The 26,000-nt window shown below is 49.6% G+C and carries 23 protein-coding genes; all 23 read right to left on the bottom strand.

The features are described 5' to 3' along the window. Window positions 1-63 precede the first annotated feature (63 nt). Window positions 64-330, bottom strand: a complete 267-nt coding sequence (locus J0X21_RS09050; RefSeq protein WP_206811875.1) for a translation initiation factor 2 — start codon at window positions 328-330, stop codon at window positions 64-66. Window positions 331-364: 34 nt separating this feature from the next. Then, window positions 365-1,234 (bottom strand): PHP domain-containing protein, encoded by an 870-nt coding sequence (locus tag J0X21_RS09045; RefSeq protein ID WP_206811874.1) that lies wholly within the window; start codon window positions 1,232-1,234, stop codon window positions 365-367. 18 nt (window positions 1,235-1,252) lie between these two features. Beyond that, entirely contained in the window at window positions 1,253-2,206 is a 954-nt protein-coding gene (locus tag J0X21_RS09040) for a dipeptidase (RefSeq protein ID WP_206811873.1), read from the bottom strand. A gap of 221 nt (window positions 2,207-2,427) precedes the next feature. Beyond that, complete coding sequence (locus J0X21_RS09035) at window positions 2,428-2,688, bottom strand: stage V sporulation protein S (RefSeq protein WP_206811872.1); 261 nt, start codon at window positions 2,686-2,688, stop codon at window positions 2,428-2,430. Window positions 2,689-2,834: 146 nt separating this feature from the next. Then, on the bottom strand, window positions 2,835-3,611 hold the full coding sequence (locus J0X21_RS09030) for a TIGR00282 family metallophosphoesterase (RefSeq protein ID WP_206811871.1): 777 nt from the start codon (window positions 3,609-3,611) through the stop codon (window positions 2,835-2,837). A 165-nt stretch (window positions 3,612-3,776) separates the two neighbouring features. Beyond that, window positions 3,777-4,337: a hypothetical protein gene (locus tag J0X21_RS09025; protein ID WP_236006168.1), complete on the bottom strand. Its 561-nt coding sequence runs from the start codon at window positions 4,335-4,337 to the stop codon at window positions 3,777-3,779. Window positions 4,338-4,488: 151 nt separating this feature from the next. Next, window positions 4,489-6,030: a ribonuclease Y gene (gene rny, locus J0X21_RS09020; RefSeq protein WP_206811966.1), complete on the bottom strand. Its 1,542-nt coding sequence runs from the start codon at window positions 6,028-6,030 to the stop codon at window positions 4,489-4,491. 388 nt (window positions 6,031-6,418) lie between these two features. Further along, on the bottom strand, window positions 6,419-6,907 hold the full coding sequence (locus J0X21_RS09015) for a regulatory protein RecX (RefSeq protein ID WP_206811870.1): 489 nt from the start codon (window positions 6,905-6,907) through the stop codon (window positions 6,419-6,421). A 25-nt stretch (window positions 6,908-6,932) separates the two neighbouring features. Next, window positions 6,933-7,976 carry a recombinase RecA gene (recA, locus tag J0X21_RS09010; protein WP_206811869.1) on the bottom strand — a complete coding sequence of 348 codons (1,044 nt, stop codon included), beginning with the start codon at window positions 7,974-7,976 and terminating at the stop codon, window positions 6,933-6,935. Window positions 7,977-8,101: 125 nt separating this feature from the next. Beyond that, complete coding sequence (locus J0X21_RS09005; protein ID WP_206811868.1) at window positions 8,102-9,538, bottom strand: dihydroorotase; 1,437 nt, start codon at window positions 9,536-9,538, stop codon at window positions 8,102-8,104. 3 nt (window positions 9,539-9,541) lie between these two features. Further along, window positions 9,542-12,250 (bottom strand): molybdopterin-dependent oxidoreductase, encoded by a 2,709-nt coding sequence (locus J0X21_RS09000; protein WP_206811867.1) that lies wholly within the window; start codon window positions 12,248-12,250, stop codon window positions 9,542-9,544. 151 nt (window positions 12,251-12,401) lie between these two features. Continuing rightward, window positions 12,402-12,881, bottom strand: coding sequence for a (2Fe-2S)-binding protein (locus J0X21_RS08995; protein ID WP_206811866.1), 480 nt, complete (start codon window positions 12,879-12,881; stop codon window positions 12,402-12,404). Beyond that, window positions 12,874-13,740, bottom strand: a complete 867-nt coding sequence (locus J0X21_RS08990) for an FAD binding domain-containing protein (RefSeq protein WP_206811865.1) — start codon at window positions 13,738-13,740, stop codon at window positions 12,874-12,876. Before J0X21_RS08990 ends, J0X21_RS08995 begins: the two co-directional genes overlap by 8 nt. Window positions 13,741-13,746: 6 nt before the next feature. Continuing rightward, a complete protein-coding gene (locus J0X21_RS08985) occupies window positions 13,747-16,008 on the bottom strand; it encodes a xanthine dehydrogenase family protein molybdopterin-binding subunit (protein ID WP_206811864.1) in 2,262 nt (753 codons plus the stop codon). Window positions 16,009-16,025: 17 nt separating this feature from the next. After that, a complete protein-coding gene (locus tag J0X21_RS08980) occupies window positions 16,026-17,186 on the bottom strand; it encodes a YgeY family selenium metabolism-linked hydrolase (RefSeq protein ID WP_206811863.1) in 1,161 nt (386 codons plus the stop codon). 88 nt (window positions 17,187-17,274) lie between these two features. Beyond that, window positions 17,275-18,393 carry a dihydroorotate dehydrogenase gene (locus tag J0X21_RS08975; RefSeq protein WP_206811862.1) on the bottom strand — a complete coding sequence of 373 codons (1,119 nt, stop codon included), beginning with the start codon at window positions 18,391-18,393 and terminating at the stop codon, window positions 17,275-17,277. 4 nt (window positions 18,394-18,397) lie between these two features. Further along, entirely contained in the window at window positions 18,398-18,727 is a 330-nt protein-coding gene (locus J0X21_RS08970) for a hypothetical protein (RefSeq protein WP_206811861.1), read from the bottom strand. Between the two features lie 24 nt (window positions 18,728-18,751). Next, window positions 18,752-20,077, bottom strand: a complete 1,326-nt coding sequence (locus J0X21_RS08965; RefSeq protein ID WP_206811860.1) for an amidohydrolase family protein — start codon at window positions 20,075-20,077, stop codon at window positions 18,752-18,754. A gap of 93 nt (window positions 20,078-20,170) precedes the next feature. Continuing rightward, entirely contained in the window at window positions 20,171-20,758 is a 588-nt protein-coding gene (locus tag J0X21_RS08960) for a flavodoxin family protein (RefSeq protein ID WP_206811859.1), read from the bottom strand. Window positions 20,759-20,836: 78 nt separating this feature from the next. Continuing rightward, window positions 20,837-22,156, bottom strand: a complete 1,320-nt coding sequence (locus tag J0X21_RS08955) for a UbiD family decarboxylase (protein ID WP_206811858.1) — start codon at window positions 22,154-22,156, stop codon at window positions 20,837-20,839. Window positions 22,157-22,228: 72 nt separating this feature from the next. Beyond that, the gene (locus tag J0X21_RS08950) at window positions 22,229-23,212 is read right to left on the bottom strand and encodes an ornithine carbamoyltransferase (RefSeq protein ID WP_206811857.1); all 984 of its coding nucleotides are present in this window, start codon (window positions 23,210-23,212) and stop codon (window positions 22,229-22,231) included. 69 nt (window positions 23,213-23,281) lie between these two features. Then, entirely contained in the window at window positions 23,282-24,463 is a 1,182-nt protein-coding gene (locus tag J0X21_RS08945) for a YgeY family selenium metabolism-linked hydrolase (RefSeq protein WP_206811856.1), read from the bottom strand. A gap of 12 nt (window positions 24,464-24,475) precedes the next feature. Next, the gene (locus tag J0X21_RS08940; protein WP_206811855.1) at window positions 24,476-25,993 is read right to left on the bottom strand and encodes an ABC transporter ATP-binding protein; all 1,518 of its coding nucleotides are present in this window, start codon (window positions 25,991-25,993) and stop codon (window positions 24,476-24,478) included. Between the last annotated feature and the right edge of the window lie 7 nt (window positions 25,994-26,000).

Genomic DNA, 26,000 nt, shown 5'->3' with positions numbered 1-26,000 from the left:
CCCTTACCTAATTATAATTTATGAGGCTTAACATATTGAAAGCATGAACCCGGTTCACGGAGCTCATGCTTTCTTTTCGGTGTCTTCCATTCTTTCCTGAAGTTCGATAATCTCACGGTTTTTTAGTAAAAGCCATTTGGCAAATTTGGTGTTGTCCCGCTGCAGCCGGATATTTTCTTTCTCAAGTTTCCTGACTAAAGCCACTTTTTCTCTTTCTACTTTTTCCAGTAAGTTCATTAACACACGGCGGCTGACGCGCAAATGTTCTACCCGCTGCTCGAGTTCCCCCACCCTTGCTCTTAATTCTCTCACTTCTTCATTGGGATCCAAACCTGAGCCCCCCTGGCATATTATTGTCTTACCTTTATTCTATGCCTTTGAGCTCTGTTTTAATCCTAGTGTGCCTTGCTAAATCCCGAATCCGGTACAATGTCTCTAAAGAAGTCCCCCATTCCCCCAGTTTTACCCCCGGCTTGCGCTTTTCCCCGTGAAAATCCGAGCCTCCAGTTGCCACCAGCCCATACTTCTCGGCCAGCTCTCGGTATCTGGCTTCATCTTCGGCGCTATGTTCGGAATGACTGGTTTCTAATCCCTGCAGTCCATAACTGATCCACTCCTGAAGCGAGCCTTCGAGTCGCCTAATTCCCGGATGCGCCAGAACTGCAACCCCGCCTGCCTGACGAATCGTTTCGATCGCTTCTTGGGGAGTGATTTTATAGCGCGCCACATAGGCCGGGGCTCCGAACCCGATATAACGGGCAAACGCATCTTTTAGACTGTGGGCATAACCGGCTTCAATTAGGGCTTGTGCCACATGCGGGCGTCCGATGGATTCTCCGGAGGCATATTTCTCAACATCTTCCGGGGTAATCCGGATATTTAAAGTGTTTAAACGCTCAATTATCTTGAGCATGCGCCGGTAGCGTGCCCCCCGGAGATAGTTTAACTTCTCAAGGAGACCGCCGATTTTCAGATCGGGTTCGTATCCCAGGATATGTACTTCGATCCCATCCACCTCAGTATTTAGTTCGATTCCCTTAAGGATTTCCAGACCATACTCTTGCCCGGCTTTCTCTGCTTCCTCCCAGCCGGAGACGGTATCATGATCCGTAATCCCAACTCCCTTGAGCCCCAAGGAAGCAGCTTCCTTGACCAGTTCCCGCGGTGACCATAAACCGTCGGAAGCAGTTGTATGACAATGAAGGTCTGCTTCCACACCCTGCTTTCTGTTCATCCTAGTTAGCCTCATTCCTTACTTAAGTACTGTGCTGAGAACGCGTATGAAATTCTTCCCGAAAATCTTCCCGATCTCCTCATCCGTAAACCCTGCATGACTTAAATCTTGAGCGAGCAAGGGATAGCGGGAACAGTCTTCCAGTCCGGCCGGAGTATTATCAATGCCGTCAAAATCCGAACCCAAGCCTACGGCCTCAACCCCAGCCACTTCGGCCATATGGATAATGTGCTTCACTACATCCTGCCGGGTAGCCGGCCCATTATCTACTAAAAAACGCGGATAAAAGTAGACGCCTACAACTCCGCCTGCGCGCCCCAGGGCCCGCAATTGTTCATCACTTAAATTTCGCACATGAGGACACAACTTGCGGGCACATGAATGCGAGGCCACAATCGGTTGAGAGGAGAGTTCAAGTACATGCCAAAACCCTGCTTCATTGAGATGGGATACATCAATTAACATTCCCAGGGCATTCATCTCTTTGATCACGGCTTGACCAAAACGGGTTAACTTGCTGCCCGTTAGGTGCTCACCCACGCCGTCTGCCAGTGCATTGCGCTGATTCCAGGTTAAAGTCAGAGACCGTACTCCCAGGGCATAAATAATAGGAAGCATAAACAGGCTTTCCCCGATAATTTCTCCCCCTTCAACCGCAAGAAGCAGGGCAATCTTATGCGCATGCGGAATTTGGGCCAAGTCTTTTTGCTCCTTGATAAGAAAAACCCTGTCTTTATTTATTTGGACGAAGCGCTGCGCAGCTTCGAGTAATTCCAGACCTCTCTGCATAGCCCTGTGCGGCTTATACTCACTCTCAATAAATGCCGCCATAAATTGAAGCGCAACTCCGCCATGGCGAGCCCGTTCCAGATCCCAGTGCCCCCCTTCGTGAGCCTGGGTCAGACTCCTTTTTTGGGCTAAAAACTCGTACAAGCTGTCACAATGGCCGTCGACTACCCAAGGTTCGCGCATCCATTTTCCCCCCTCTAATACTTCCCCATTCAAAAAGGTCTTCATACAAATGATATCAATAGCTCTTGATTAAAGAATTTACATGCTCAATTATACTCTAGGCGCGTAAAAAACGCCTGTATTTTAACAGACGTTTTTTAGAGAGTAAATGTTGCTATTATTCAGTTTTTAATAGTTTATTTCAGTTATTCAGTTATTTTATCTTAAAAAGCAATGCGATTTTACCGTGGTCCTACAATCAATTTAATCGCAGTTCTTTCTTCCCCGTCAATTTGAATGTCGGTAAAAGCCGGGATACAAACTAAATCCAAACCGCTCGGTGCCACAAACCCGCGGGCAATCGCCACTGCTTTCACCGCCTGGTTCAGAGCGCCGGCACCAATAGCCTGTAATTCCGCCCCTCCCTTTTCCCTTAATACGCCTGCCAGGGCCCCTGCAACTGAATTTGGACTGGATTTGGCTGAGACTTTTAATACATCCATGAATAATTACCTCCTGCTTTGCTGACATGTATTTCCACAAACTCTATGATAGATGTATTCGCGAAAACCTGAAAAAATCCTCTTTTCGATTCCAGATTTTTCAGATTTTTATCATGGAAATTTTGGTTTTGTTCTGGGCATGCCTCTTATTGCGTCCTTTGTATGCCTTCAATTGAACGTGTTTTTCCTGTATTTTCGTCAATGTCTAAGATTACGGCGTTAAATTGCACCGGTCCTGGCGCGAGCTCGAATTTCACCGGCATTTGGGTTAGAAACCGTTTAATGATAATTTCTTTTTTAACCCCCAAGACCGAGTCACGCGGACCGGTCATACCAACGTCTGTGATATAGGCAGTACCCTCAGCCAACAAGCGCGCATCCGCCGTCTGGACATGCGTATGCGTACCGAGTACGGCACTGACTTTGCCATCCAAAAACCAACCTAAGGCCTGCTTTTCAGAGGTAGCCTCCGCATGAAAATCCACGATGATATTGGGGGTTTCCTGCTGAATCTGATTGATAAGGCGAATAGCACCCACAAACGGATCTTCCAGCGGAGTCATATACACGCGCCCCGATAAATTGAGAACCCCGATTTTTTTACCACCCGAGCGGATATAGCCATATCCTTTACCGGGAGCACCTAACGGATAATTGGCCGGCCTGATTAAGCGCTGCTCGTTTTCAATATAATCCATAATCGAACGCTGGTCCCACACATGGTTTCCCATGGTCATGAATTGGATCCCGGCGTCGAATAATTCCTGGGCAATTTGGGGCGTGAGTCCGTTCCCACCGGCAGCATTTTCGGCATTAGCAATGGTAACATCAATTTGATATTCCTTTTGGACATCCTGCAGAAAGATTTTAACTGCTTGCCTGCCGGGGTTGCCCACAATATCTCCTACAAAAAGGATCTTCAAGCGCTTACTCCTTTCCCATTATATTCCTGAAGCCTATGTTATAAAGAAAACTTGGCTGGCGCCAAGCCTTTGGCGAAGGCGGCCGCCTAGTTGCCCTTATGCCACCACAAACTTATACTTTCTGACTGGTATAAATAAAGCATACCCAAATCAAGAACTTATCAATCAGTTATTAAAAACTATGACCCGTCCTTCTTCCCTAACAGCCACCACATTTTTGTCAATTCCACCCGTACTGACCGTGGCTAACATGTGACCGATCAGTTCTTCTTGGAACATTAACTCATCTTCCGGAAGATAGGTTTCATCATACACTAGGCGATTGGCAAATTTGCTTTTGACCATCTCCACGATTAAACCCACTTCGCTCCGGGTCATGGTGTTTACATCCCGGGTAATGGTTAGAATCGCCACCTGCTCTTCCTGGCGAGTTTCAATCGCACACACTTCCATTTCCGTTCCTTCCAAATCATGAAATACTTCCAGTGCCGGCTCTAAATTGAAAGCAAATTGATTATCTACCTGGTCCTTGATCAAAAACGCAAATTGAAGGGCGTGTTTTTCCTGCCAGTAATAAATGGTCCCGACCTCAGGGTACCTTAACAAAATCGAGATAAGCAACCCTGCTCCTTCCGGAACATAACCTCCGTCATTATACTGTAAATGCAAGCTCCCCACGATCTGTCTCTCCTTTTGCCACAACTCATCTTTAATTATTCGGCACAAAGTGACAAACTCCTTCTCAGCATCGATTAACAATAAAAGGGATGACATACTAAAAACAGGCGACTTAATCGCCTGTTTCTTTTTCATACTTCATAAAAACTAAAGATTGCACTCTTACTGTTAATATCTTTAATTAATCCTGGATTGAACCTTACTTCGCATAATCCACGGCCCTGGTTTCACGAATGACTACAACCTTGATCTGTCCCGGATATTCAAGTTCATCCTCGATCCGTTTACTGATATCTCGCGCCAAGCGTGGAGCCAGAACATCATCCACTTTATCCGGTTTGACCATGATTCTAATCTCCCGGCCTGCTTGAATTGCAAAAGATTTCTCGACTCCGTCGAAGGTCTCTGCAATCTCTTCCAACTTTTGCAGCCGTTTAATATAAGACTCCAAGGTTTCACGCCTTGCTCCCGGGCGTGCTGCAGATACCGCGTCAGCCGCAGCCACCAGCACCGCGACAATGGTTTTGGGCTCTGTGTCTCCATGATGAGCCTCAATCGCATGAATCACATCCCAAGATTCCTTGTGCTTCTTAGCAACATCGACGCCAATTTGGACGTGCGTTCCCTCCGTATCATGGTCAACCGCTTTACCTAAGTCATGCAGAAGTCCTGCCCGTTTGGCCAGTTGGACATCTGCACCTAATTCAGCGGCCATGAGTCCAGCCAGGAATGACACCTCAATCGAATGTTTGAGCACATTTTGCCCGTAGCTGGTACGGTACTTCAGGCGTCCTAAGAGACGCACCAATTCCGGATGCAAGCCATGTACCCCTGTTTCAAACGTAGCCTGCTCTCCTTCTTCCCGTAATTTTTGTTCAACTTCTTTTTGAGCCTTCTCGACCATTTCTTCAATTCTGGCCGGGTGTATTCTACCGTCAACGATTAGTTTTTCCAAAGCAATCCGCGCCACTTCCCGGCGAATTGGATCAAAACCGGATAAGATCACTGCTTCAGGCGTATCATCAATAATCAGATCGATACCGGTTAGAGTTTCTAACGTTCGGATGTTGCGTCCTTCCCGCCCGATAATCCGGCCTTTCATCTCATCACTGGGCAAGGCAACCACAGACACGGTTGTTTCCGCAACATGATCGGCAGCGCAACGCTGAATTGCTAAAGAAATAATGTTCTTCGCCCGTTTATCTGCCTCTTCCTTCGCCTTGCTCTCTATATCTTTGATCATAATGGCCGATTCATAGCGCACTTCTTCTTCAACACTGCTTAAGAGCAATTGCTTAGCCTCTTCGGAAGTTAAGCCAGAAAGGCGTTCTAATTCCGCATGTTCCTTGGCTAAGGCCTTAGACAGCTCTTCTTTCTGGTGTTCAATCTCGTTCTCTTTCTGATGCATAATCTCTTCTTTACGTTCCAGAGATTCCATTTTTCTGTCTAAGGTTTCCTCTTTTTGCATCAGCCTTCTTTCAAGGCGCTGCAACTCACTCCGCCGCTCGCGGGTTTCCTTTTCTTGCTCATTGCGCAGCTGCATGACTTCTTCTTTGGCAGCCACTATCGCTTCCCGCTTCTTGGATTCACCGGCCGCGATCGCGTTTTCCACAATGCGCTTGGCTTCTGTTTCAGCAGAACCTATGGTTTTTTCAGCAATATTTTTGCGGATAAGCCAACCGGCCAATCCGCCGATGCCTAAGCCTAGGATCAAGAGAATCACAGATATTACAATGATCATGGTAGTTCCCACTTAAAATCACCTCCTAACTTTAAATCTGTACGAAATCGTTAATAACCTTCTTAACATTAGACCTATTATTTAAGGACATAAAAAAAACTGGCTTAAAACCAGTCCCTTTTAAGGTATACTTTTAAGATACGGGGAAGATTCCCACGTTATCGTTTCCTACAAACTCCCGCTCGCTAGTCAAAACCCCCATTTTAGCCTAACAACGACGAAATCTATAAGAAAACCTTAAAAGGTTAACCTTAACAGAGACAAGTCTCTGCCAACATTTTAATCTTATTCACAAGCAAAGTCAAGTTAGTATGCTCAGCGGGCCTTAAGTTGATTCAAATATTTATATAAATTTATTATCTATTTTTTGAAATAAGGATATTTTTTATCATGACTCTTCCTGTATTCTCATGTGCTGTAATACCTTATGAATCATGGCCGGTGGATACCCCTTACTCTCCAGCCTGCGCCCGATTTTAGCGTACAACAGTTGCTTGGCCCTCCTGTCTCCGGCATCCACCGCTGGATTGGATTCTTTGATCTTCTCGGCCAGGCGTAAACATGCCGCCAATTCCTGATCCTCGGGATAACATTCTGAAAGCACCTCTCCAATGAGTTCCGGACTCACCCCCCGCATGCGTAGTTCTTCCCGGATCTTGCGCCGCGACTTGCGCGCACTGTAAGTATTGCAGAAGCTTATAGCATAGGCCCGGTCGTTGAGATAGCCCCACTCCCCGAGACGCGCAACAGCCTCGGATATTTCTTCCCGGGCATATTCTTTCGCCGAAAGACGCTTTTCAAGTTCATGGACAGTAAAAGCCTTGCGGCTTAACAAAGCCAGAGCAAGGCTTAGAGCACTCTTCTGGTGATCTTTCATCTTAACACACCGTACCGCATTAGCCTTACTCTTCCTCAAAGTAGTCTTGGCTTGATTCATCGGCCGCGGCAACTTGGGCCAGGTCAATATTACCCCTGATTTTCCCTTCGATCTCGGCGGCAATTTCCGGGTGCTGGCGTAAAAACTCCTTGACATTTTCCCGGCCTTGGCCAAGGCGCTCGCCATTATACGAGTACCAGGCGCCGGATTTGTTGATAATATTGGTTTCCGTGCCGATATCCACAATGCTGCCCTCGCGGGAAATCCCTTGCCCATACATAATATCAAATTCAGCCTGTTTAAATGGAGGAGCGACTTTGTTCTTAACCACTTTCACCCTGGTCTTGTTCCCGACCACGTCCTGTCCTTGCTTTAAGCTGTCGATGCGGCGAACGTCCATGCGGATGGTGGCGTAGAACTTCAAGGCCCGGCCGCCGGTGGTTGTTTCCGGACTGCCGAACATGACCCCCACTTTTTCCCGGATTTGATTAATGAATACAACACAGGTGCGGCTTTTGCTGATCGCCCCGGTCAATTTGCGCAAGGCCTGGGACATGAGGCGGGCCTGCAGGCCGACATGTGAATCGCCCATCTCCCCTTCGATTTCCGCGCGCGGAACCAAGGCCGCCACAGAATCCACAATCACGACATCGACCGCACCGCTGCGCACCAAGGCTTCACAGATTTCCAAGGCTTGTTCTCCTGTATCGGGCTGAGAAACGAGCAAATCATCAATATTAACACCCAAGGCCCGGGCATAGACAGGATCCAAGGCATGCTCGGCATCAATAAACGCCGCAACTCCTCCCAATTTCTGAGCCTCAGCGACGATATGTAAGGCCACCGTGGTCTTGCCCGAAGACTCCGGACCGTAAATCTCCACAACCCGGCCGCGCGGCACTCCCCCAACTCCTAAGGCTATGTCCAAAGCCAAGGCACCTGTCGAAATTACGTCCACCGCCAATTTAGCGGAAGCTTCCCCCAGCCTCATAATGGAACCTTTGCCAAACTGTTTCTCGATTTGGCCTAAAGCCTGATCCAGCGCCTTTAACTTATCTCCTCCGGGCATGAGCCTTCCTCCCTTAAATCAAAGGATTCTTCCCCTTTGGGAAACATCTGTTCGATTCTATTATAGACGCTGGCTGGGAAGCTTGTCAATCACCACGAAGCGGCTTGGTTTTGAACATTTTGCTCTCAGCTTAAACTGATTAACTGTCCTTTCCCCATCAACTCTGCCGGTTTCCTGTCATAGAGGAGGAATTCTCCTCGCCTGGTCACATGCCGCAGCCAGCTCCGGTTTAAGTGTTCGGGCAGAAAAGGAGTATAGCCGGCCTTGCTATACAGCGGTGGGGCAACATAGCCGTCCAGCTTGTTCTCATCGATAACGACAAAGTCGGCGTCACTGCCCGGACTAAGGCTTCCTTTACTCTGCAAGCGGAAAATCCGGGCAGGGTTTTCCGCCGTAACCCGAACAATATCTTCCCATTCCACACGTTTTTCTCTTATCCCTACGTTAACAAGCACCGGCAAGATCGCATCCACCGCCGGCAAACCAGCCCGGACGGAAGTCCAGCTTGGGCTTGCTTTCATTTCCACTGTAAATGCGCAGTGATCGGAGGCTATGACATCGACGTCTCCAGCCCTGATTCCCTGCCACAGGGCTTCACGATCCGACCGGGTACGGAGCGGCGGGCATACCGTATAAAGTTCCGGCTCCATCTCTTCCATATACAGAGATTGATCGAGAACCAAAAACTGTGGACAGGTCTCAACCCAAGGAACCGACCTCAGGGAACGCGCTCTGAATTCCGAGATTGTTTGCAGAGCGAGAGCGGATGATATATGCACGAAATATAGATTAGCACTGCCGGGTGGGTTACCCGTATTCATAATCCTGCTAGCAACCGTACGCCGGTCTATGCTCCCATCGTCAAAAGAATATTGCTCCAACAGTTGAAGGATGTTCGCGACGGCTGTTTGCTCGCTTCCAGCCGGTCTGGACCGGGGAAAATTGCGCATATCCGTTTTTCCCTGCGCTAACAAATCTGCCGCTGTTTTTTTAAGTCCTTGCTCATCTTCGGCATGCACCGTCAATAACCCGGAATTTTTCCCGCTCCAGGCCAGGAGTGCTGCGACATCCTGCTTGTCAAGGGCTAGTCCGTCTTCCTGATAAGTTGTAAATCCTTTCAAGGCCGCCAGTCCGTACCGCTCCATGAGTTGATACCAGTCTTCTTCCCGGGCCAAGCGGTGGGGTATTACAAGGTGGAACTGGTAATCGACCGGGCAATCCCTGACATCCCGGAAACGCTCTTCGATTGCCTCCAACAGACCTTGGGCCGGAGACGGTTCAATGAAGTCGATGACGGAGGTCACGCCCGCTGCCGCTGCCAGCTTGCCGCCCACAGCAAAGTCATCGACGGTAAAGAGATCACCGCTCGCCATATGAAAATGAGTATGAGCATCAATCAGTCCAGGCAGGATCAAGTGGTCCTGCACGTGAAAGACAGGCAGTTCACTCGTTTCCGGCACGCTAATCCAACCGGTGACTTTTCCGTGCTCAATGACCAGATTGGCGCGTACTTTGCCTTTACCTGACACTAGCAATCCTCCGGCTAACACATAGCGATCCATGTCCTACTCTCCCTGTCCGAGTACCACATTCAGATCGATGGGAAAAATATCGATATCTTTGCCCAGCGCATGGACCACGGCATTGACAATCGCCGGAGCCACCGGTACCGTCGCACACTCTCCGATGCTTTTTCCCCCTAACTTGCCATGTTGTTCCACATTATCCACGATCATGACATCAAGTTTTGGCATGTCCACCGCTTTGGGGGTTTTATATTTCTTTAGGGAGGCATTACTGACTCTACCCGTTTCATCCAGCTTGACATCCTCAGACAGGGCATAGCCAATTCCCATTTGAACACCACCCTCGATCTGGCCTTCAACCATCAGGGGATTAATCGCCTTACCTACATCATAAGCAACCGCCATGCGCAATACTTTAACTGTTTTCTGCTCCGTATCCACTTCGACTTCAGCGAAATTTGCGCCGTAAGATACAGGATTGAACAAGGAATTTTGAGTATAGCTGGCAATAAGTTCCTGTCCGTCTTCCTGCTGCATTTTCCAGACAACATCCCTCAATCTGAGGCTCTCGCCAGAAGGCCCTTTAATTTGACCCTCGCTTAAGCTCAGTTCCTCCGGAGCAATATTTAACAGTTGACCCGCTTTTGCTTTCAGGCGCTCAGCAATGATTTCGGCACATCCCCTGACGGCCTGTCCGCCGACCCAGGTACCCCGGCTGGCATAAGTCCCCAGGTCCCACGGTACAAGGGCAGTATCGGCATCAATCAGGGACCAGTCTTCCAGCCTCATACCCAAAGTATCACTGGCAATTTGCAGGATAATGGTGGTGAGACCCTGACCTAAATCCTGCGATCCGGTATAAATAATACCCGTACCATCTTCATTTAGCTTCATCGTCACCGTGGTAATATCGGCATGCGCCGGATAAACTCCATTGCCATGCAAACCGACGGCGACCCCGATTCCCCGTTTTTTATGTGCAGGTAATGAAGGCGCTTGCCACTCTTCCCAGCCAAATTGCTTGGCCGCAAGTTCCAAACAATCCAGGGGGCGGCAATTTCCCAATGACTCGCCGTTGCGGGGATTGACATCCCCCGGTCGGACCAGGTTGCGCCGGCGCAGTTCCACCGGATCAAGCTTCAAAGCTCTGGCTATTCTGTCCAGATGAACTTCCCGTGCCAGTACTAGCTGGGGTGAACCATAGCCGCGCATTGCTCCGGCTACCGGGGTGTTGGTCACAACCGGCAGACCACTATAGCGCAGGTTAGGAATCCGGTATTGTTTAAACGCTTTATCTGACATTGCCCCGATGACATTGAAGGCACTGGAAGTATAGGCGCCTGTATTGGCAATCACTTTAATATCCTGTGCCAGCAGTGTTCCATCCTTGCGGACACCGGTCTTGATTTCCACCACTGTAGCATGACGGGTACGGGTGGCGAAAAAGGTCTCTGCACGGGTCAGCTCGATTTTTACCGGGCGGCGGCAGAATTGCGATAAAGCGGCCGCCACAGGTTCAATGGTCATTTCCAGTTTGCCGCCAAACGCTCCGCCGACAGGCGGTTTGATCACCCGAACTTTATGCTGGGGCAAGGAGAATATCTCTGACAAGATGACCCGATAGCCAAAAATATTTTGAGTGGTACTCCAAACCGTCAATTGACCGTCACTCTCATAGCTGGCAATGCAGGCATGTGGTTCCAGGGCCAACGGGCTGGGCCTGGGAGTATAAAATTTGTCGGTAAACACCAAATCGCTGGCAGCCAGTCCTTCCTCCGGATTTCCGGCTTCCGCCTTAATTTCCCCAACTAAATTGCCACCTGGTTTTATTTCGGGAGCTTCCGGCTGCAGCGCTTCCTCGGGATCAAAGACTGCCGGTAACAGCTCATAGTCCACCTTGATCAGCGCCAGGGCCTGGGCGGCAATTTTGGCAGTGGTCGCGGCGACGGCAGCCACCCGATCCCCTACGAAACGCACCACCGGAGCAAATATTGTTTCGTCCGCCGGAATGGTATGACGCTCAAATCTCAGAGCACTGTTGTATTTCGTTTGGGGAGTATTAAAGCAAGTGGCTACCGCCAACACACCCGGTAAAGCCAAAGCCTGTCCGGCATCGATAGAGCGGATGCGGGCATGGGCATGAGGACTATAGAGAATTTTGCCATACACCATACCTGGCATATGCAGATCATTTAAGTATTTCAGCCTACCGGTCACTTTGCTCACCGCATCGATCACCGGGACTGCTGCCCCAATTCCCTCCGCCGTTTGGCCGGAACTATCTCCTTGAAGCAACCCTGCCGCCCGTTGGATAGCCTGAATAATTTTGACATACCCGGTGCAGCGGCATAAATTATCTCCCAGCGCAGCAACAATCTCTTCTTCACTAGGTCGGGGATTCGTTTGCAAAAGCGCTACACTCTGCACAACCATACCCGGCGTACAAAATCCACACTGGATAGCGCCTGTTTCGATAAAAGCGTGTTGGACAGGATGGAGGTTATCGCCCTGTGCCAGCCCCTCAATTGTTACTATTGATCTTCCATCTAAATTTTTTACCAGTAGAGTACAAGAATTCACGGCTTTTCCATCGAGAAGAACTTTACACGCGCCGCAATTCCCGGTCCGGCAACCACATTTGGTTCCCGTCAAATGCAAGCGATCACGCAAAAAATCCATCAGGGTCTCGCCGGCTTCGGGTTCCCCAGCCCACCTATTTCCATTAATTGTTATTTCAATTCTGCTCATCGAACTGTCCCCTTTCACGGGTTGGCGCTATAACTAAAATATATTGTTTGCCATTTTCCTTCCCGAATTTCTTAAAGTAGGATTTCTACAAATGAGGCCATAAGGAAGCGCCGCCGCATAAAAATTACTGGGATCCATAGCGGTGACCTCCTTATCCTAAATTATTTCGCCGGCCGGCCGCATCTTTAATGGCATCCACAATCTGAACATAGCCGGTACACCGGCAAAGGTTACCCGAAATAGCTTCTTTGATCTCCTCTTCCGAAGGATTGGAGTTTTCATCGAGTAACGCTTTGGCGCTCATCAGCATACCCGGAGTACAGAAGCCGCACTGCAGGGCATGATGATCCAGGAAGGCTTCTTGAACTGGATGAAGTTTACTCCGGCTGCCTAATCCCTCCACGGTCTCCACGATTCCCCCATCGGCCGATAACGCCAAGACCATACAGGAATTCACCGCTTTACCGTCCAGGACAACTGTGCAGGCTCCGCATTCGCCAATCCCGCAGCCTTCTTTGGTTCCCGTCAGAAACAGCTCTTCCCGCAACACATCGAGCAGACGCATGGATTCTTCCACGTCTTTCTCAATCCGGTGACCATTCACCGTAAGGCGCAATTTTTTCTTAGCCATGGGTGACCTCCTCTTGAAATTGATCGAGCACCTTTTTGATTAAACCTTCGAGCACCGGTAACTTGTAGGCAAAGGAAGGACGCATACCTGTTTCGGCGATGACGCTTTCGCAGGCCAGTTTAGCCGCTGAGGCACTTAGTTCTGGACTCAGTTTTTCCCCCATTAAATATTTCTCCACACTTTCCAGGCGATGGGTAACCGATAGCATGGCCCCCGGAACCAAACGGGCGTAGTGAATCTGATCCCCTTGTAATTGAATCACTACCGCCAAACTGAGACGGGAAATTGCCATAGCTTGCCGCCGGGCCACTTTAATAAATTTAGTCAAAATATTGGGAAGAGGTTCAGGCAGAACAAATCCTTCAATCAGCTCCCACCCTTTGCTCGCAAGCTTCTTTTCCTGTAAATAGTCTTGTAAAGCAACTTGCCGTTTTCCCCGAGTGGACAGCAAGGATACTTTGGCATCGAGGCAAAGAAGGGCCGGAATACTGTCGGCGGCCGGTGAGGCATTGGCGACATTTCCGCCAAGTGTGGCCAAATTTCTGATTTGTTTGCTTCCCACTTGCCTACACGCTTCTGCCAACAGAGACCATTGACTTTGAACCTGGGGAGAATTCACAATTTCACTGTGAGTGGTGGCTGCTCCGATCCACAAGCCATGATGCGTCCGTTTGATGCCGCGCAGTTCGGGACGGCGGCGAATATCAATCAATTTGGTCACCCCGACCAGTTTATTCTCCCGCAGAGCAGGCACTATGTCCGTTCCCCCGGCGACGACCTTGCAGGCATCTCCTTCCGCAGCCAGTAGTGTGCAAACCTCATTCAGGGAGGACGGAACTACAAACTCAAATGATTGCATGAAAAATCACCTCCGTTCATTGATTAGAGCCATCAGGCTTTCACTTAAGGCCGGCAGTGTCCGGATCCGATAACCGGCTGAGGCCAGAGCATTGGCCACTGCCGCTGCGACCGGTTCCAACGCGGCTTCTCCCAAACTCTTAGCCCCGCCTGTGCCGGAGTTCCCCTCCGATTCGATAAAGTCATAAATAGCATCAGGCATGTCCATCGCCGTAGGAATAATATATTTATCAAAATTAGGATTGGACACCAAACCTTTATTAAAGGTTACTTCTTCCATCAGAGCCATACCCATACCCATCGCCATGCCGCCGAAGACTTGCCCGGACGCCGCCCCCTGGTGAATTACACGGCCGATATCATAAACGGAGACCAATTGTTTGACAATGGCTGAACCGGTAATCTTGTTAATTTCCACATCCGCAACCACGCAACCGTAGGTATAACTGGGAAAAGCTTTGCCCTGGCCGGTATCATGGTCCCATTCCACCGGTTCAGGCTGGAACCAGCCGGTCACACTTAAGGGATATCCGTTCCAAAAAGCGAGCGAAACCACTTCATCAAATGATATTTTCCGTTCCGGCTCCTTGCCAACGAAAATCCAGTCTTCCGCCGCAACCAACTCGCCCGCCGCACACTTTAACTGTTGGGCCGCTACCTTAAATAAACTCTGTTTAATCTGAGCTGCTGCCTGGATAACCGGTTTTCCGCCGGAAAATGTACCCCGCGAGGCAACGGTCATTCCTCCTTCCGGAACGGCAGATGTGTCCACCGTTTTAGCGGCAATCCTTTCCGGTGATACTCCCAGTTCTTCAGCCACCAAAAAGGCATGAGCCGTTTGCAATCCCTGGCCCATATCGGTCAAACTGGAGCGGAGCAGGATACTGCCGTCTTCCTGCAAGGTAATAATCGCCCCCGTAGCATCCGGCGCTTCCGCACCTAAGCCGCAACCGCGAAAACTGGTGGCAAAACCTATCCCGCGAACCACCGGCGCCTCCGGATTTTGGCGTTGATACTCTTGTCGCTTTTGCTCATAGCCGGCTAATTCTAGCGCCCGCAACGTCACTTTTTCCGCATTGACAGGTTCCGTCAGCACCTGACCGGTGATGGTTGCGTCATCTTCATGCAAAAAGTTGGCCTGACGCAGGGCTAATGGCTCCATCCTGAGTTCCTGGGCTAATTCATCCATCAGAGATTCCTGGGCAAAGATAATCTGCGGTGAGGAATAACCACGCATAGCGCCGCCAAAAACCCGGTTGGTGTGAACCGCGTAAACATCCACTTTGACATGGGGAACCCGGTAAACCCCGGCCGCATGAACACAAGCCCGCCAGTTCATAAATTGAGCCTGAAAATTATAGGCTCCTCCTTCATCGACCAGTTCAGCTTCCATTGCCATAATCCGGCCGTCCTTTTTGGCGCCTACCTTATACCGTAGCCGGAATGGATGCCGTTTGGCGCTTTCCGTGATGGATTCTTCCCGACTGTACACCATTTTGACCGGACGGCCCGTCTGCAGGCAAAGCACCGCTGCCCGCGCCGCAATCAGTCCCATCGATTCTTCCTTGCCGCCGAATGATCCCCCCACGGGTTGTTGCACCACCCGGATTTTATTGAGTGCATAGCCTGTTGCGGTGGCCACCGCTCTTCTGGTATTGAACGGATTTTGTGTGGAACCGTAAACGATCAGGGAATCATCCCAATCGGTCGTAACCAACACGGCTTCCGGCTCAATATAGGCATGTTCGATATGAGAGGTCCGATATTCCCTTTCCATAATTATGTCGCTTTGGGCAAATCCGGTTTCAATATTGCCTTTGCGTACAGGCCAGTGACTGTGAGCGACCCGGTTATCAGGACTGTCCGCATGGATAGCAGGTGCATTGACTTGCAGTGCCTCTTCGATCGATAACATGGCAGGCAGCGGTTCATACTCCACCTTGATCTCGGCCATTGCCGCCCCGGCGGCCTGTTCCGATTCAGCTGCAATCAAAGCGATCGCATCCGCCTGATAGCGCACCCGCTCCCCCGTTAAGATCGGGTAGGTCGACCAGATTGTATGGGCCGGCAGGTCGGTGGCAAGCATGATCGTTACCACACCTGGAATTGCGAGAGCTGCCGAGATATCGATGGAACGGATCCGGGCATGGGTTTGCTGACAGCGTACGACCTTGCCGATTAATTGGCCCGGAAGATGCAAGTCATCAGCAAATTTGGTTTGCCCGGTAACCTTTTCCAGAGCATCGATACGGCGATAGTTTTCTGCCACATTCTCCCCCCTAACTATTAGCAATTGGCTAAGACGCGAAATAGTTGTTTATATCCTTGGACAGCTCCAACGAGCTGATCGACAGCCATTGATTCATCGGTCGTATGAGCGTCCGCTTCAAAACCAGGACCAAATCCCATCGTAAAAATCTTACGTTTACCGGCACTCATACTACCGTTGGTACAGAAGCTATAAGTGGAAATTCCGGTCTTAATCCCTGCCTCGTTCAGGCTGTCCAGCGCTGACTGGACACGTCCAAGCGAAGGTGCAACATACCAGGCCGGAAAAAATCTCTCTCCTGATAAGGCTGCACCCGTGTAGGTCTGCACCTGATATTCAGCCAGTTTGACCTGAATACCCAGTTCCGGGGGCAACACATTTTGAATCGACTCCAGCACCGTCGGCGGCGTCTCGGCGAGCAACAGCCGGCGATCAAACGTCATCAAACAACGGGATGGAACCACGGAACAGCCGGGATACGGATCGGAAATAATATCGGTAACGACCAGGCTTCCTTCCCCCAGAAATACGGAACGGGGAACCTTAATCTTGGTTTGCAGCAGAGTTAAGGCCTGAGTTGCTCTCTCAATGGCATTGATCCCCAATTGGGCATTGGCGGAATGAACCGACTTGCCGGGGGCTTCCAACACAATTTCAGCCCGGCCGCGTTGCCCCACCGCCAGGCGGAGTCCGGTCGCCTCGCCGATCAACACGGTTTTTGGCTGAGTATGCACCAGAACATGCTCCAGCGCAGCTCCTTCAGCAATTTCCTCACAAACGGTCCCGGAAAACCAGAACGGTACGGAGGGTGTCCACCCTTCCTCCCGAAGTTCAGCCACAGCCACTAAAGCTGCTGCTATGGCTCCTTTCATATCGGAAATTCCCCGGCCATAGATTTTGCCGTCACTAATCTCTCCGCCAAATGGTTCATGATGCCATTCTTGCCCGTTGTGCACACCAACGGTATCAATGTGGGCATCAAATAATAACCCTGGCCTACCGGCTTGACCGATCCGTCCGACGACATTCCCATAAGAATCAATCTCCGCCGTTTCAAAACCGTGCCCGGTTAATTCCCTCCGGAGAAAGCGGGCTAATTCCTGCTCCGCTCCGGTGACACTTGGACGCTTAACCAGTGCTTGAGCCAGGCTAATCACTCGTTCCAGTGTATGTTTCATATAAAGACCGCCCTTCGAAAGTATGATCCTTTTTTATAAGTTATGAAAATGGAGCAGAGCGGGCCAAATTAGCAGTTACTTTAACTGTTTACCCGACGACCGTTGCCGTCAGAGCTCCGGTCGGGCAGACTGAGACGCAGAGACCACAACTGCGGCAGAGTTCTTGGTTGACTTCCATAATCGGGAAGTTCAGGGTACGGGCATCATATGAACAGACTTCAACACACCGGCCGCAATTAACACAAGGAGCATAGTCCGGCTCGTAATCGAATTCCAGTTTGGCCACTTGTTCTTCTTTTGGGAAGTTGGGCAGGGCTACCCCCACCACGCTCGTAATTTTGCGGTAACCCAGCTGATCCAGCAAAATAGCGGTGTCTTTACATAACTTGGAAAAATATTCGACTCCTTTCAGAATGGCGATGGAATGAACACCAATCGCCTTGGCACCGACCATCAAATACTCAATTGCATCGTCAGCGCAGGTTACCCCACCAATGCCGACCAGGTTGTCACACCCGTTGCGGGCTATCTCCGAATTGATTCGCAACGAAATCGGACGCATGGCCCCGCCGGAGAGCCAGCCATAGCCGTCTTTACTGTGCAGGGCCGGACGGGCACGCTTAATATCGATTTTCAAGGTCGGACCGATCGAATCGATCGCAGAAATCGCATCCGCACCGATCTCCAGACATTTTTTAGCTGTACCAACCGGATCAGGCCAGTTCCCGCTCAGTTTACAGATTACAGGGATAGAAACCCGCTCTTTGGTCGCTTGTAACATGGGTATCAAAGTATCTTCCGTATACGACACCAGCTCAATAAAATCGGCGCCCGCTTTTTCACAATCTAGGACCAATGCTTCCGCTTCAGGCAAAGTATGACCGACACTGGCAATCACGACCGCACCAGCAGCCTTGGTCAGTGGAATTTCCCGGTTAAACCAAACTTCCGCCTCCGAATCAGCCCATTTTTCACAGTTGATCAGGGAATCGTTGTTAACCCTACTGATATGATAGACAGGATTAATGGCTGCACTGAGCCGGATAGTTTTGGTTACCACTGCTCCCGCACCGGCCTGGTGAGCCCTGATCATCCCTTCCGCCGCATAAGAAAGGGGACCGGAGGAAAGAATAAACGGACTCTGTAATTTTACACCGCACAATTCGGTGGCAAGATCCGCACCTTTGAGTTGTCTGAGATCAAACATTCTTTTACACCTCCGAAAATCGATTATGATGTATGTCTTCCGGATTATAGACGAAAAATCGCCACATGGCTTCTATTTCTATTTCACCCCCAGTAGCGTACCAGCCGGGATGATACGTAAAGTGCTTATTTAAACCGGTATAAGACCGGAACGTCAAATCATTTTCGTCAGTGTTTCCTGTACCCGCTGGTTTGGCACAGCTCTTACTTGTTGATAAACCGCTTGATTTGATGGCAAAAACCGGTTCCGTATACGCCTGAGAATCCTTTTCGGTCAGCCCGGCCCGGACGGGCTGACCGAAATTATTATCGATATGCTGTATACCTTCCCGCACGCCATCCTGTTAACGCACCACGTTTTACTCCCACTTGGCCGCATTTCCCCAAAACTCTGCACTTTTGGCCTGAAGCACCTGCCGGCACTCGTTTTCTTCACCATGGAGAATTTGACGATCCAACATCACCGGTTTGCCGCCGACATAAACGTCGCGCACATAGGCGGAACGACCAAATACTACCAACTGATCAAAGAAATTCTGAGCCGTGAGCTGAGTGGGAAAAAGGTTGTCCATCACGATAAAATCCGCACAGTAACCAGGTTGCAATTTTCCCAGATCGTTTCTGCCCAACACCTCCGCTCCAATAGCGGTCGCCATGGCAAACACCAGATGAGCCGGCATGATACTGGAATTCTTGGCCACTGACTTATGCATCAGAAACGCGCCCCGCATGACCTCGAAGAAATCGTTGATATAACCATCTGTTCCCAGACCCACTTTGACACCGGCGTCCAGCAACTTGGGCACCGGGGCAAATCCACCACCCACTTCACAGTTGCTCAACGGTATATGCACCAGACGGCAGTTATGGCGACGCAGGATTTCAATTTCCTGCTCCTGAAGTGAAACACCCTGCGAAGCCACAATGTGAGGTCCTAAAGCCCCCAGCTTGTCATACAGTTCGGTAGGACGCATACCGTGTTCTTCCTCGCAAAGTTCTGGTTCGTAATCGCTTTCCGATAAGTGCATGTGAAAGTCAATTTGATGGTCCTTGGCTAAAGCAACGGCTTTTTGAATATAAGATGGTCCACAGGTAAAGGTCGTATGAATACTAAGCATTCCCCAGATTTGAGGATCATGGCGGTGAGCCTGGGCAAACTCCACGTTTTCTGCCAATAATTCCATGGCTTTCACTTGCCCTAACCGTTCGGAAGCCTCGGTGGAAAACCCCCCCCTCAACCCCAAAGCCTTAACCAGAGAAGCTTCCCGTTCCAAAATACCCAGTCCGGCATTGGGCGCTTCCAGTACATCACAGATTGTGGTCACTCCACTCCTGATATGCTCGATACAGGACATTTTCGCCGCAGCTTCGATGGCCTCCGGATCGAGCCGGTTCTCTATATCCGGCCACCAGTAATCCCGCAGAAATTGATTGAAATCAGCCAGAGGTTTTTGAGGCAGCAAGCCATGGGCCAGCATTCCGTATAAATGGACATGACCGTCGATAAAGCCGGGAAGCAATATCCTGTCCCGGTGGTCAAGCACTTCATCCACACCGGGTCTTGCCAACAGTTCTTCATTGCCCGCCACCATTTCGATCGTATCATCGCTTAGATATAATCCTGACCCGGGCAATACGGTTTGGGAATCAACCACGGTATACCCGCCTAAGACCACCTTCTTCATCACTTACACCTCTTTACTTTTATGTTGTTATCTGGTAATTATAAAGTCGCTATAATTCTGACTAACTTGCCGGTATCAAGTCAGCCTGGGATATTATTTTGAAAAATATTTGGCTATTTCAATGACCCGACGGACAACACCATAAGCTGTCTCCAATCCGATCGTATCCTTCACTGCTCTGTCCGGAGAATCCTGAGACCAGATTTTACCGCCGTGATAATTTCCGATTTCCGACCCGACCACGATCAAACCCCGGGTCAGCAAATAATTGTTCAGGATGCTTACCGTCAGCTCCTGACCACCGTTTCTGGTCCCGCCGACGGCAATACTGCCGGAAATCTTATTGCGCAGCATACCCGGATAAACGTGATGTACCGGGCGCAAGCGGCTGAAAAAAGCACTGAGTTGTGGCGTCGGCCCCATCACATACACCGGAGAGGCCACAACGAAGGCATCAGCACTGACAAATTGAGGAAATAATTCTTCCATATCATCATGGACACAACAATTCGTCTTTTGGCGTTTACAATAATCACATGCATTGCAGGGCGCAACCTTTTTACCGGCCAGGGACATCAATTCGATCTCTACGCCGGGAGCAGTCAGCTTGGCCTGAATATCTGAAAGAATTTTATGGGTTGAACCTTGACGCGGACTACCATTTAAAAGGATTAATCTCACTTTCCTCCACTCCACGAAATTTATTTACGTCAATTACCTTAAAGGGAAGTTCAAGTTCGCGTGATAGAAAACACTTAATTAGCGCAAAGCATCAAGATTGACAGTGGCATAGCGTACCCGTTCAAAACCAAGATTCTCATCCATCTGGGTGGCATCAATCCCTACTTTACATAAAACGCCGCGATCATCCGAAGCCGGATCCAATTCATGCCCCTGCGCTCCGGGAACCAGAAAGACATCAAGATCCGGACGGACCCGGGTCGATAATGCCCATAAGACATCATTGGCATTGAAGATGTCAATATCCGGATCCACCACAATCGCTGCTTTAATATTGACATGGGACGTGAGCGCCGCCATGGCAACATTCTTGGGTTCACCGGGATTTTTCTTAGCAATGGCAACCAAGGCCAGAAATCCCGAACCATAAGGGGGAATGTGCACTGCCTTGACATTGCCGGAAGCAAACGTAACAAATTGTTTGAGGACCGGTTCCCGGGGCAGGACATTTCCCAAATTTATGTGTTCGAAGGACCCTCCCGCAATCGTCTGATAGATAGGGTCTCTCCGTGTTGTTATCGCTGTGACATGAAACACCGGACTCGGCCAGGGTTTGGAATAATGACCGGTAAATTCACCCAACGGTCCTTCTTCCTCCCTGGTGTAGGGTTCAATCCTGCCTTCAATAATTATTTCGGCGTCGGCAGGCACATAGATGTCATTGGTCAATGATTTGGCCACCGGTAACGATTCCTGAGCCAAGGCACCGGCAATTTCCATTTCATCGCCATCATAGCGGAATCCGGCAGCAATCATAATGCAGGGATTAACACCAATCGCAATACTGACAGGCAAAGTTTGTCCCAACGCTTCTGCTTTTTGGTAAGCAACCTGCAGATGACGCCATTCATTGATCATAATACCTAATTTGCTTTTGCCTTTCACTTGCATCCGTTGAAAGGAGAGATTCTGGCAGCCTGTTTCCGGATCTTTGGCTACGATCACCCCGCCTGTAATAAACGGGCCATTGTCCTTGCGGGCATGAGTGGGAATCGGCAGCATGGCCAAATCCGCTTCGTCACCTGTATAGGTTATTTCCTGACAAACCGGATTAGCAACGATAGCCGGTGGGCATGGATGCCCGAGAGCAGCCATGCACCGGTCAACTATCTTTTCCGGATCACAATTCAGCGCGAGGGCAATTCGGCGTGGTGAAGCCAATACCCCACCGGTCACCGGAATGGATTTACCAACATCCTGGAAAAGAGCAGCTCCCATACCTTTCTGTTCAAGTGTAAATAAGACATCGCCCAATTGATGAACAAGCGACACGGGCTTAGTGAACTTTTCGAGTTCACCATGAGTTTCCAGGCTACGTAAAAAGTTGCGCAAATCCATCCTTTTACCCCCAAAAATTGTTTAGCTTAAACCTTGATCATAAGATGAAAATTGTAAAATGTTTCCTATGGCCTATCTCATCATGGTTAATGCCATTAAAGCTTTCTGTATGTGCAGGCGGTTTTCAGCCTCGTCATAAATAACAGAGTGGGGTCCGTCCATGACTTCAGAAGTAACCTCCACATCACGGTCGGCAGGCATGCAATGCATATATATGGATTCTTCATTAGTCAGGGCCATCTTCTTGCTGTTCACAACCCACTCCGGATATTTCTCAATTATCGCCAGACCTTCTTTTTCGTCCTCAGTATGCATGATTGGGCCCCAGCTCTTCGGATAAACGATATGAGCGCCTTCGAAAGCAGCTTCCATGTCATCCATTACTTCAAATTTAACACCGGCACTCTTGGCATATTTTTCTGCTTGAGCCATCATTTCCGGATGAAGATTAAATTCTTTCGGATGTGCCAAGACTACGTCCATGCCAAAACGAGGCATCAGGGTAATCAGGGAGTTGGCCATTGATAAGGGACGGATATAACCGGGACCATAGGTCCAGGAGACAACGAATTTCAGGCCACGGGTATTTTGACCAAACTTACTGCGGATGGTATACAAATCAGCCAAAGCCTGGGTTGGATGATAAATATCGCATTGCATATTATAGACAGGGATTTTGGCATGTTCAGCAAGTCTTCTCATATAAGCATTGCCGCCAACCAGCGTGTTTCTGACACCGATACCATGACCATAACGGGCCAGAACCTCAATCGTATCTTTCGGACCTTCACCATGATCGATTTGCGTCGCTTTCGGGGTTAAGTAGTGAGCATGCCCTCCCAGTTGGGTAATACCTGCCTCAAAAGCGTTGCGTGTCCGGGTTGATTCTTCAAAAAAGAGCATAAAAAGTGTCTTGTTCTTCAGTATTTGCTCCACATCAATATGGAGTGCAGTATGAAGCTTGAGGTAATCGGCGACCTGCATCACGGTTTCCAATTCTTCCCGTGTCCACTCGTCCGTAGTAATGAAGTGTTTGCCCATCAGTCTTGTGTTCATCGCGAGTCCTTCCTTTCTGACGTCTTAATTTTGAAAATGATATTTACAGGCGCCTTCCATGCGGCAAAATTATTTTCCTAACACTTCCTGCGCCAGTAAAGCATAAATTTGAATTGCCAAGAGATATTCCTGGAGATCTATCTGATCTTGTACAGAGTGAGGATAACGTTCATCCCCAGGTCCAATGCCAATCGTCGGAATACCGAAAGTTCCCCGGGTCGCCGTCCCATCGGTACTAAATTGCCAAGTTCCCACGGTTGCCTGACCTGATGCAGCCTTCAAGGCTCGCACTCCAGCCTGCACTAATTCTTCTTCTTCTTCCATAAACCAGGGAGCAAAATACTCGAAACCTTTTTGACTGGCGCCGGTATAGGTGGGCTCATCGACAGCCATGAGTTCAACTTTGGCCTCAAAGGGCCGGCAGATTCCTGCCAGTTGCTCCAAAACCTGCTCCGCACTCTCACCATATGTTAATCTCCGGTCCACAAAAATCTTGCATGATTCAGCAATTGAATTCACGGAATTGGATTTTGTCGTCAACTGGGTGGCGGCTATCGTACCACTACCCAAGATTGGATGTTCGAACAGATTTTCATTCAGTTTCTGAATTTCCAAAACTATCTCGGCCGCTTTATACAGGGGATTATCGGCCAAATCGGGCCGGCTGGCATGTCCCCCCCGGCCAGGCACACTAATCTCGTACTGGGCCCGGCCTTTATGCCCGCGACATAAACGCAGGGAACTGGCTTCCCCGATTACAGCAAAGTCAAATTCCAAACCACTATCTTTAAGATATTCAGCAATGGACATCCCTTCGCCAATTTCCTCGCCAACAACACCCACAACATAGAGGGAGCCTTGTCCATGTTTGAGAAACTCTTTGGCTTTAGCCCCGGCAACCACCATCGCCGCCAAGGGGCCTTTGTCGTCACACGCTCCCCGGCCATAAAGCACACCATTCTCCAGTTTACCGGCATAAGGGTCAAACCCCCAATCCGACGGATCACCGGCCGGCACAATATCCATATGGGCATCCCATAGCATCGCAGGCCTGCCGTTGCCTACCCTCCCAATCACATTACCCATCCGGTCAATGGTTACCTCATCGTAACCAAGACGTACCATTTCCTTCTGAATCCGTTCTGCCACACCTTTTTCCTGACCCGACTCACTGGGTATCCGAACTATGTCGACCAAAAAGGAGATGAATTCCTCTTGGTTTTGCTCCACCCATTGCTTTAATTCAGTCAAAATTAACATCCCCTAACTTGCAGCTTCTGATTTTTGGGCACCGGCCATGAGTAACCCGATCTGAGTTACATTAATGTCTTCTCCTTCCAGCACTCCCACTATCTCACCCTCAAACATGACTGCAACGCGGTCACTGAGAGCAATAATTTCTTCTAATTCAGTCGATACCAGCAAAACTCCTGTTCCCTTTTCCCGCTGTTCCAGTAATTTATGATGGACATATTCTGTTGCCCCAATATCAAGCCCCCGCACAGGGTGGGCGGCTATCAAAAATTTAGGATTACGGGACACTTCCCTGGCTAAAACGACTTTTTGTTGATTTCCGCCAGAAAGACGGCCTACTGTCAATTCACAGGAAGTAGTACGGACATCGTATTCCTTGGTTAATTGTTCTGCCGTTTGCTTCGCTTTTTTCCACATTATCCCGCCCTTTTTACAGTAGGGCTCCTGGAAGTAGGTCTGTAAAATCATATTCTCGGTAACGGTCATATCCATGATCACACCGTGCTTATGACGGTCAGCCGGGATATGCCCCAAGCCCAGCATCAGGCGCCGGCGCGGGCTATAATGCGTAACATCCTCGGACAAAAGACGGACTTCCCCGCTGGCGACCGGCCGTAACCCTGTAATTGCCTCAACTAACTCTGTCTGTCCGTTACCATCCACACCGGCGATACCGAGAATTTCCCCCCCACAGACGTGAAGGTTGACTTTTTTCAGTGCTGGGAGTCCTTTGTCGTTCAGACATTCCAGATTTTTGATCGTCAGCACAGGCTCCGTTGTACAACCGTTAACCTTACAAAGATTCATATCCAGATCCCGGCCAACCATCAACTTGGCCAGTTGTACCTTATCGGTATCTTTGGTTTCAAGTGTAGCCACAGTCTTTCCCTGTCTGAGTACGGTAACTCGGTTGCAGATGGAAAACACTTCATGCAGTTTGTGACTAATGAATATTACCGTCATTCCTTCCTGAGTCAAACGCCGCAGAACCACAAACAAATCTTCAACTTCCTGCGGAGTCAAGACCGCTGTCGGTTCATCCAGGATCAACACTTTGGCCTTACGAAACAAAGCCTTGACAATTTCCACCCGCTGCTGCTGTCCGACCGTCAATTGCCAGACCTTAACCCGCGGTTCCACATCCAAACCGTAGTCCCGTGACAATTCTGCAATCTCTGTACAGGCCTGCTCCAGATTAAGGGCAAATCCCCGGTCCATACCGAGAATGATATTTTCGGCTACAGTCAGAGCCGGAATCAGCATAAAATGCTGGTGCACCATGCCAATCCCCAAACGGATGGCATCACTCGGGTTGTTGATACGGACCCGCTCTCCCCGCAGGAAAATTTCCCCTTCATCCGGCTGGTACAAACCATAAAGGATATTCATCAAAGTGGATTTCCCGGCGCCGTTTTCCCCCAGCAGAGCATGAATTTCCCCTTCGGCAACCTCGAAGCTGACCTGATCGTTGGCTGCAAAAGTACCGAACCGTTTGACAACCCCTAGCATCTTAATTGCACTGGCCATTGACGCC

This window comes from Paradesulfitobacterium ferrireducens (assembly GCF_017310645.1).
GTDB classification, from domain to species: domain Bacteria; phylum Bacillota; class Desulfitobacteriia; order Desulfitobacteriales; family Desulfitobacteriaceae; genus Paradesulfitobacterium; species Paradesulfitobacterium ferrireducens.
Note: the sequence above shows the minus strand (reverse complement) of the source record. Positions and strands in the feature narration are given on the sequence as shown.

Coding starts and splice junctions, on each gene's coding strand:
- J0X21_RS09045 (WP_206811874.1), bottom strand. CDS start 1,234: ATGAACAGAAAGCAGGGTGTGGAAGCAGACCTTCATTGTCATACAACT.
- J0X21_RS09040 (WP_206811873.1), bottom strand. CDS start 2,206: ATGCGCGAACCTTGGGTAGTCGACGGCCATTGTGACAGCTTGTACGAG.
- J0X21_RS09035 (WP_206811872.1), bottom strand. CDS start 2,688: ATGGATGTATTAAAAGTCTCAGCCAAATCCAGTCCAAATTCAGTTGCA.
- rny (WP_206811966.1), bottom strand. CDS start 6,030: ATGATCATTGTAATATCTGTGATTCTCTTGATCCTAGGCTTAGGCATC.
- J0X21_RS09015 (WP_206811870.1), bottom strand. CDS start 6,907: ATGAAAGATCACCAGAAGAGTGCTCTAAGCCTTGCTCTGGCTTTGTTA.
- recA (WP_206811869.1), bottom strand. CDS start 7,976: ATGCCCGGAGGAGATAAGTTAAAGGCGCTGGATCAGGCTTTAGGCCAA.
- J0X21_RS09005 (WP_206811868.1), bottom strand. CDS start 9,538: ATGGATCGCTATGTGTTAGCCGGAGGATTGCTAGTGTCAGGTAAAGGC.
- J0X21_RS09000 (WP_206811867.1), bottom strand. CDS start 12,250: ATGAGCAGAATTGAAATAACAATTAATGGAAATAGGTGGGCTGGGGAA.
- J0X21_RS08995 (WP_206811866.1), bottom strand. CDS start 12,881: ATGGCTAAGAAAAAATTGCGCCTTACGGTGAATGGTCACCGGATTGAG.
- J0X21_RS08990 (WP_206811865.1), bottom strand. CDS start 13,740: ATGCAATCATTTGAGTTTGTAGTTCCGTCCTCCCTGAATGAGGTTTGC.
- J0X21_RS08980 (WP_206811863.1), bottom strand. CDS start 17,186: ATGAAACATACACTGGAACGAGTGATTAGCCTGGCTCAAGCACTGGTT.
- J0X21_RS08975 (WP_206811862.1), bottom strand. CDS start 18,393: ATGTTTGATCTCAGACAACTCAAAGGTGCGGATCTTGCCACCGAATTG.
- J0X21_RS08965 (WP_206811860.1), bottom strand. CDS start 20,077: ATGAAGAAGGTGGTCTTAGGCGGGTATACCGTGGTTGATTCCCAAACC.
- J0X21_RS08955 (WP_206811858.1), bottom strand. CDS start 22,156: ATGGATTTGCGCAACTTTTTACGTAGCCTGGAAACTCATGGTGAACTC.
- J0X21_RS08950 (WP_206811857.1), bottom strand. CDS start 23,212: ATGAACACAAGACTGATGGGCAAACACTTCATTACTACGGACGAGTGG.
- J0X21_RS08940 (WP_206811855.1), bottom strand. CDS start 25,993: ATGGCCAGTGCAATTAAGATGCTAGGGGTTGTCAAACGGTTCGGTACT.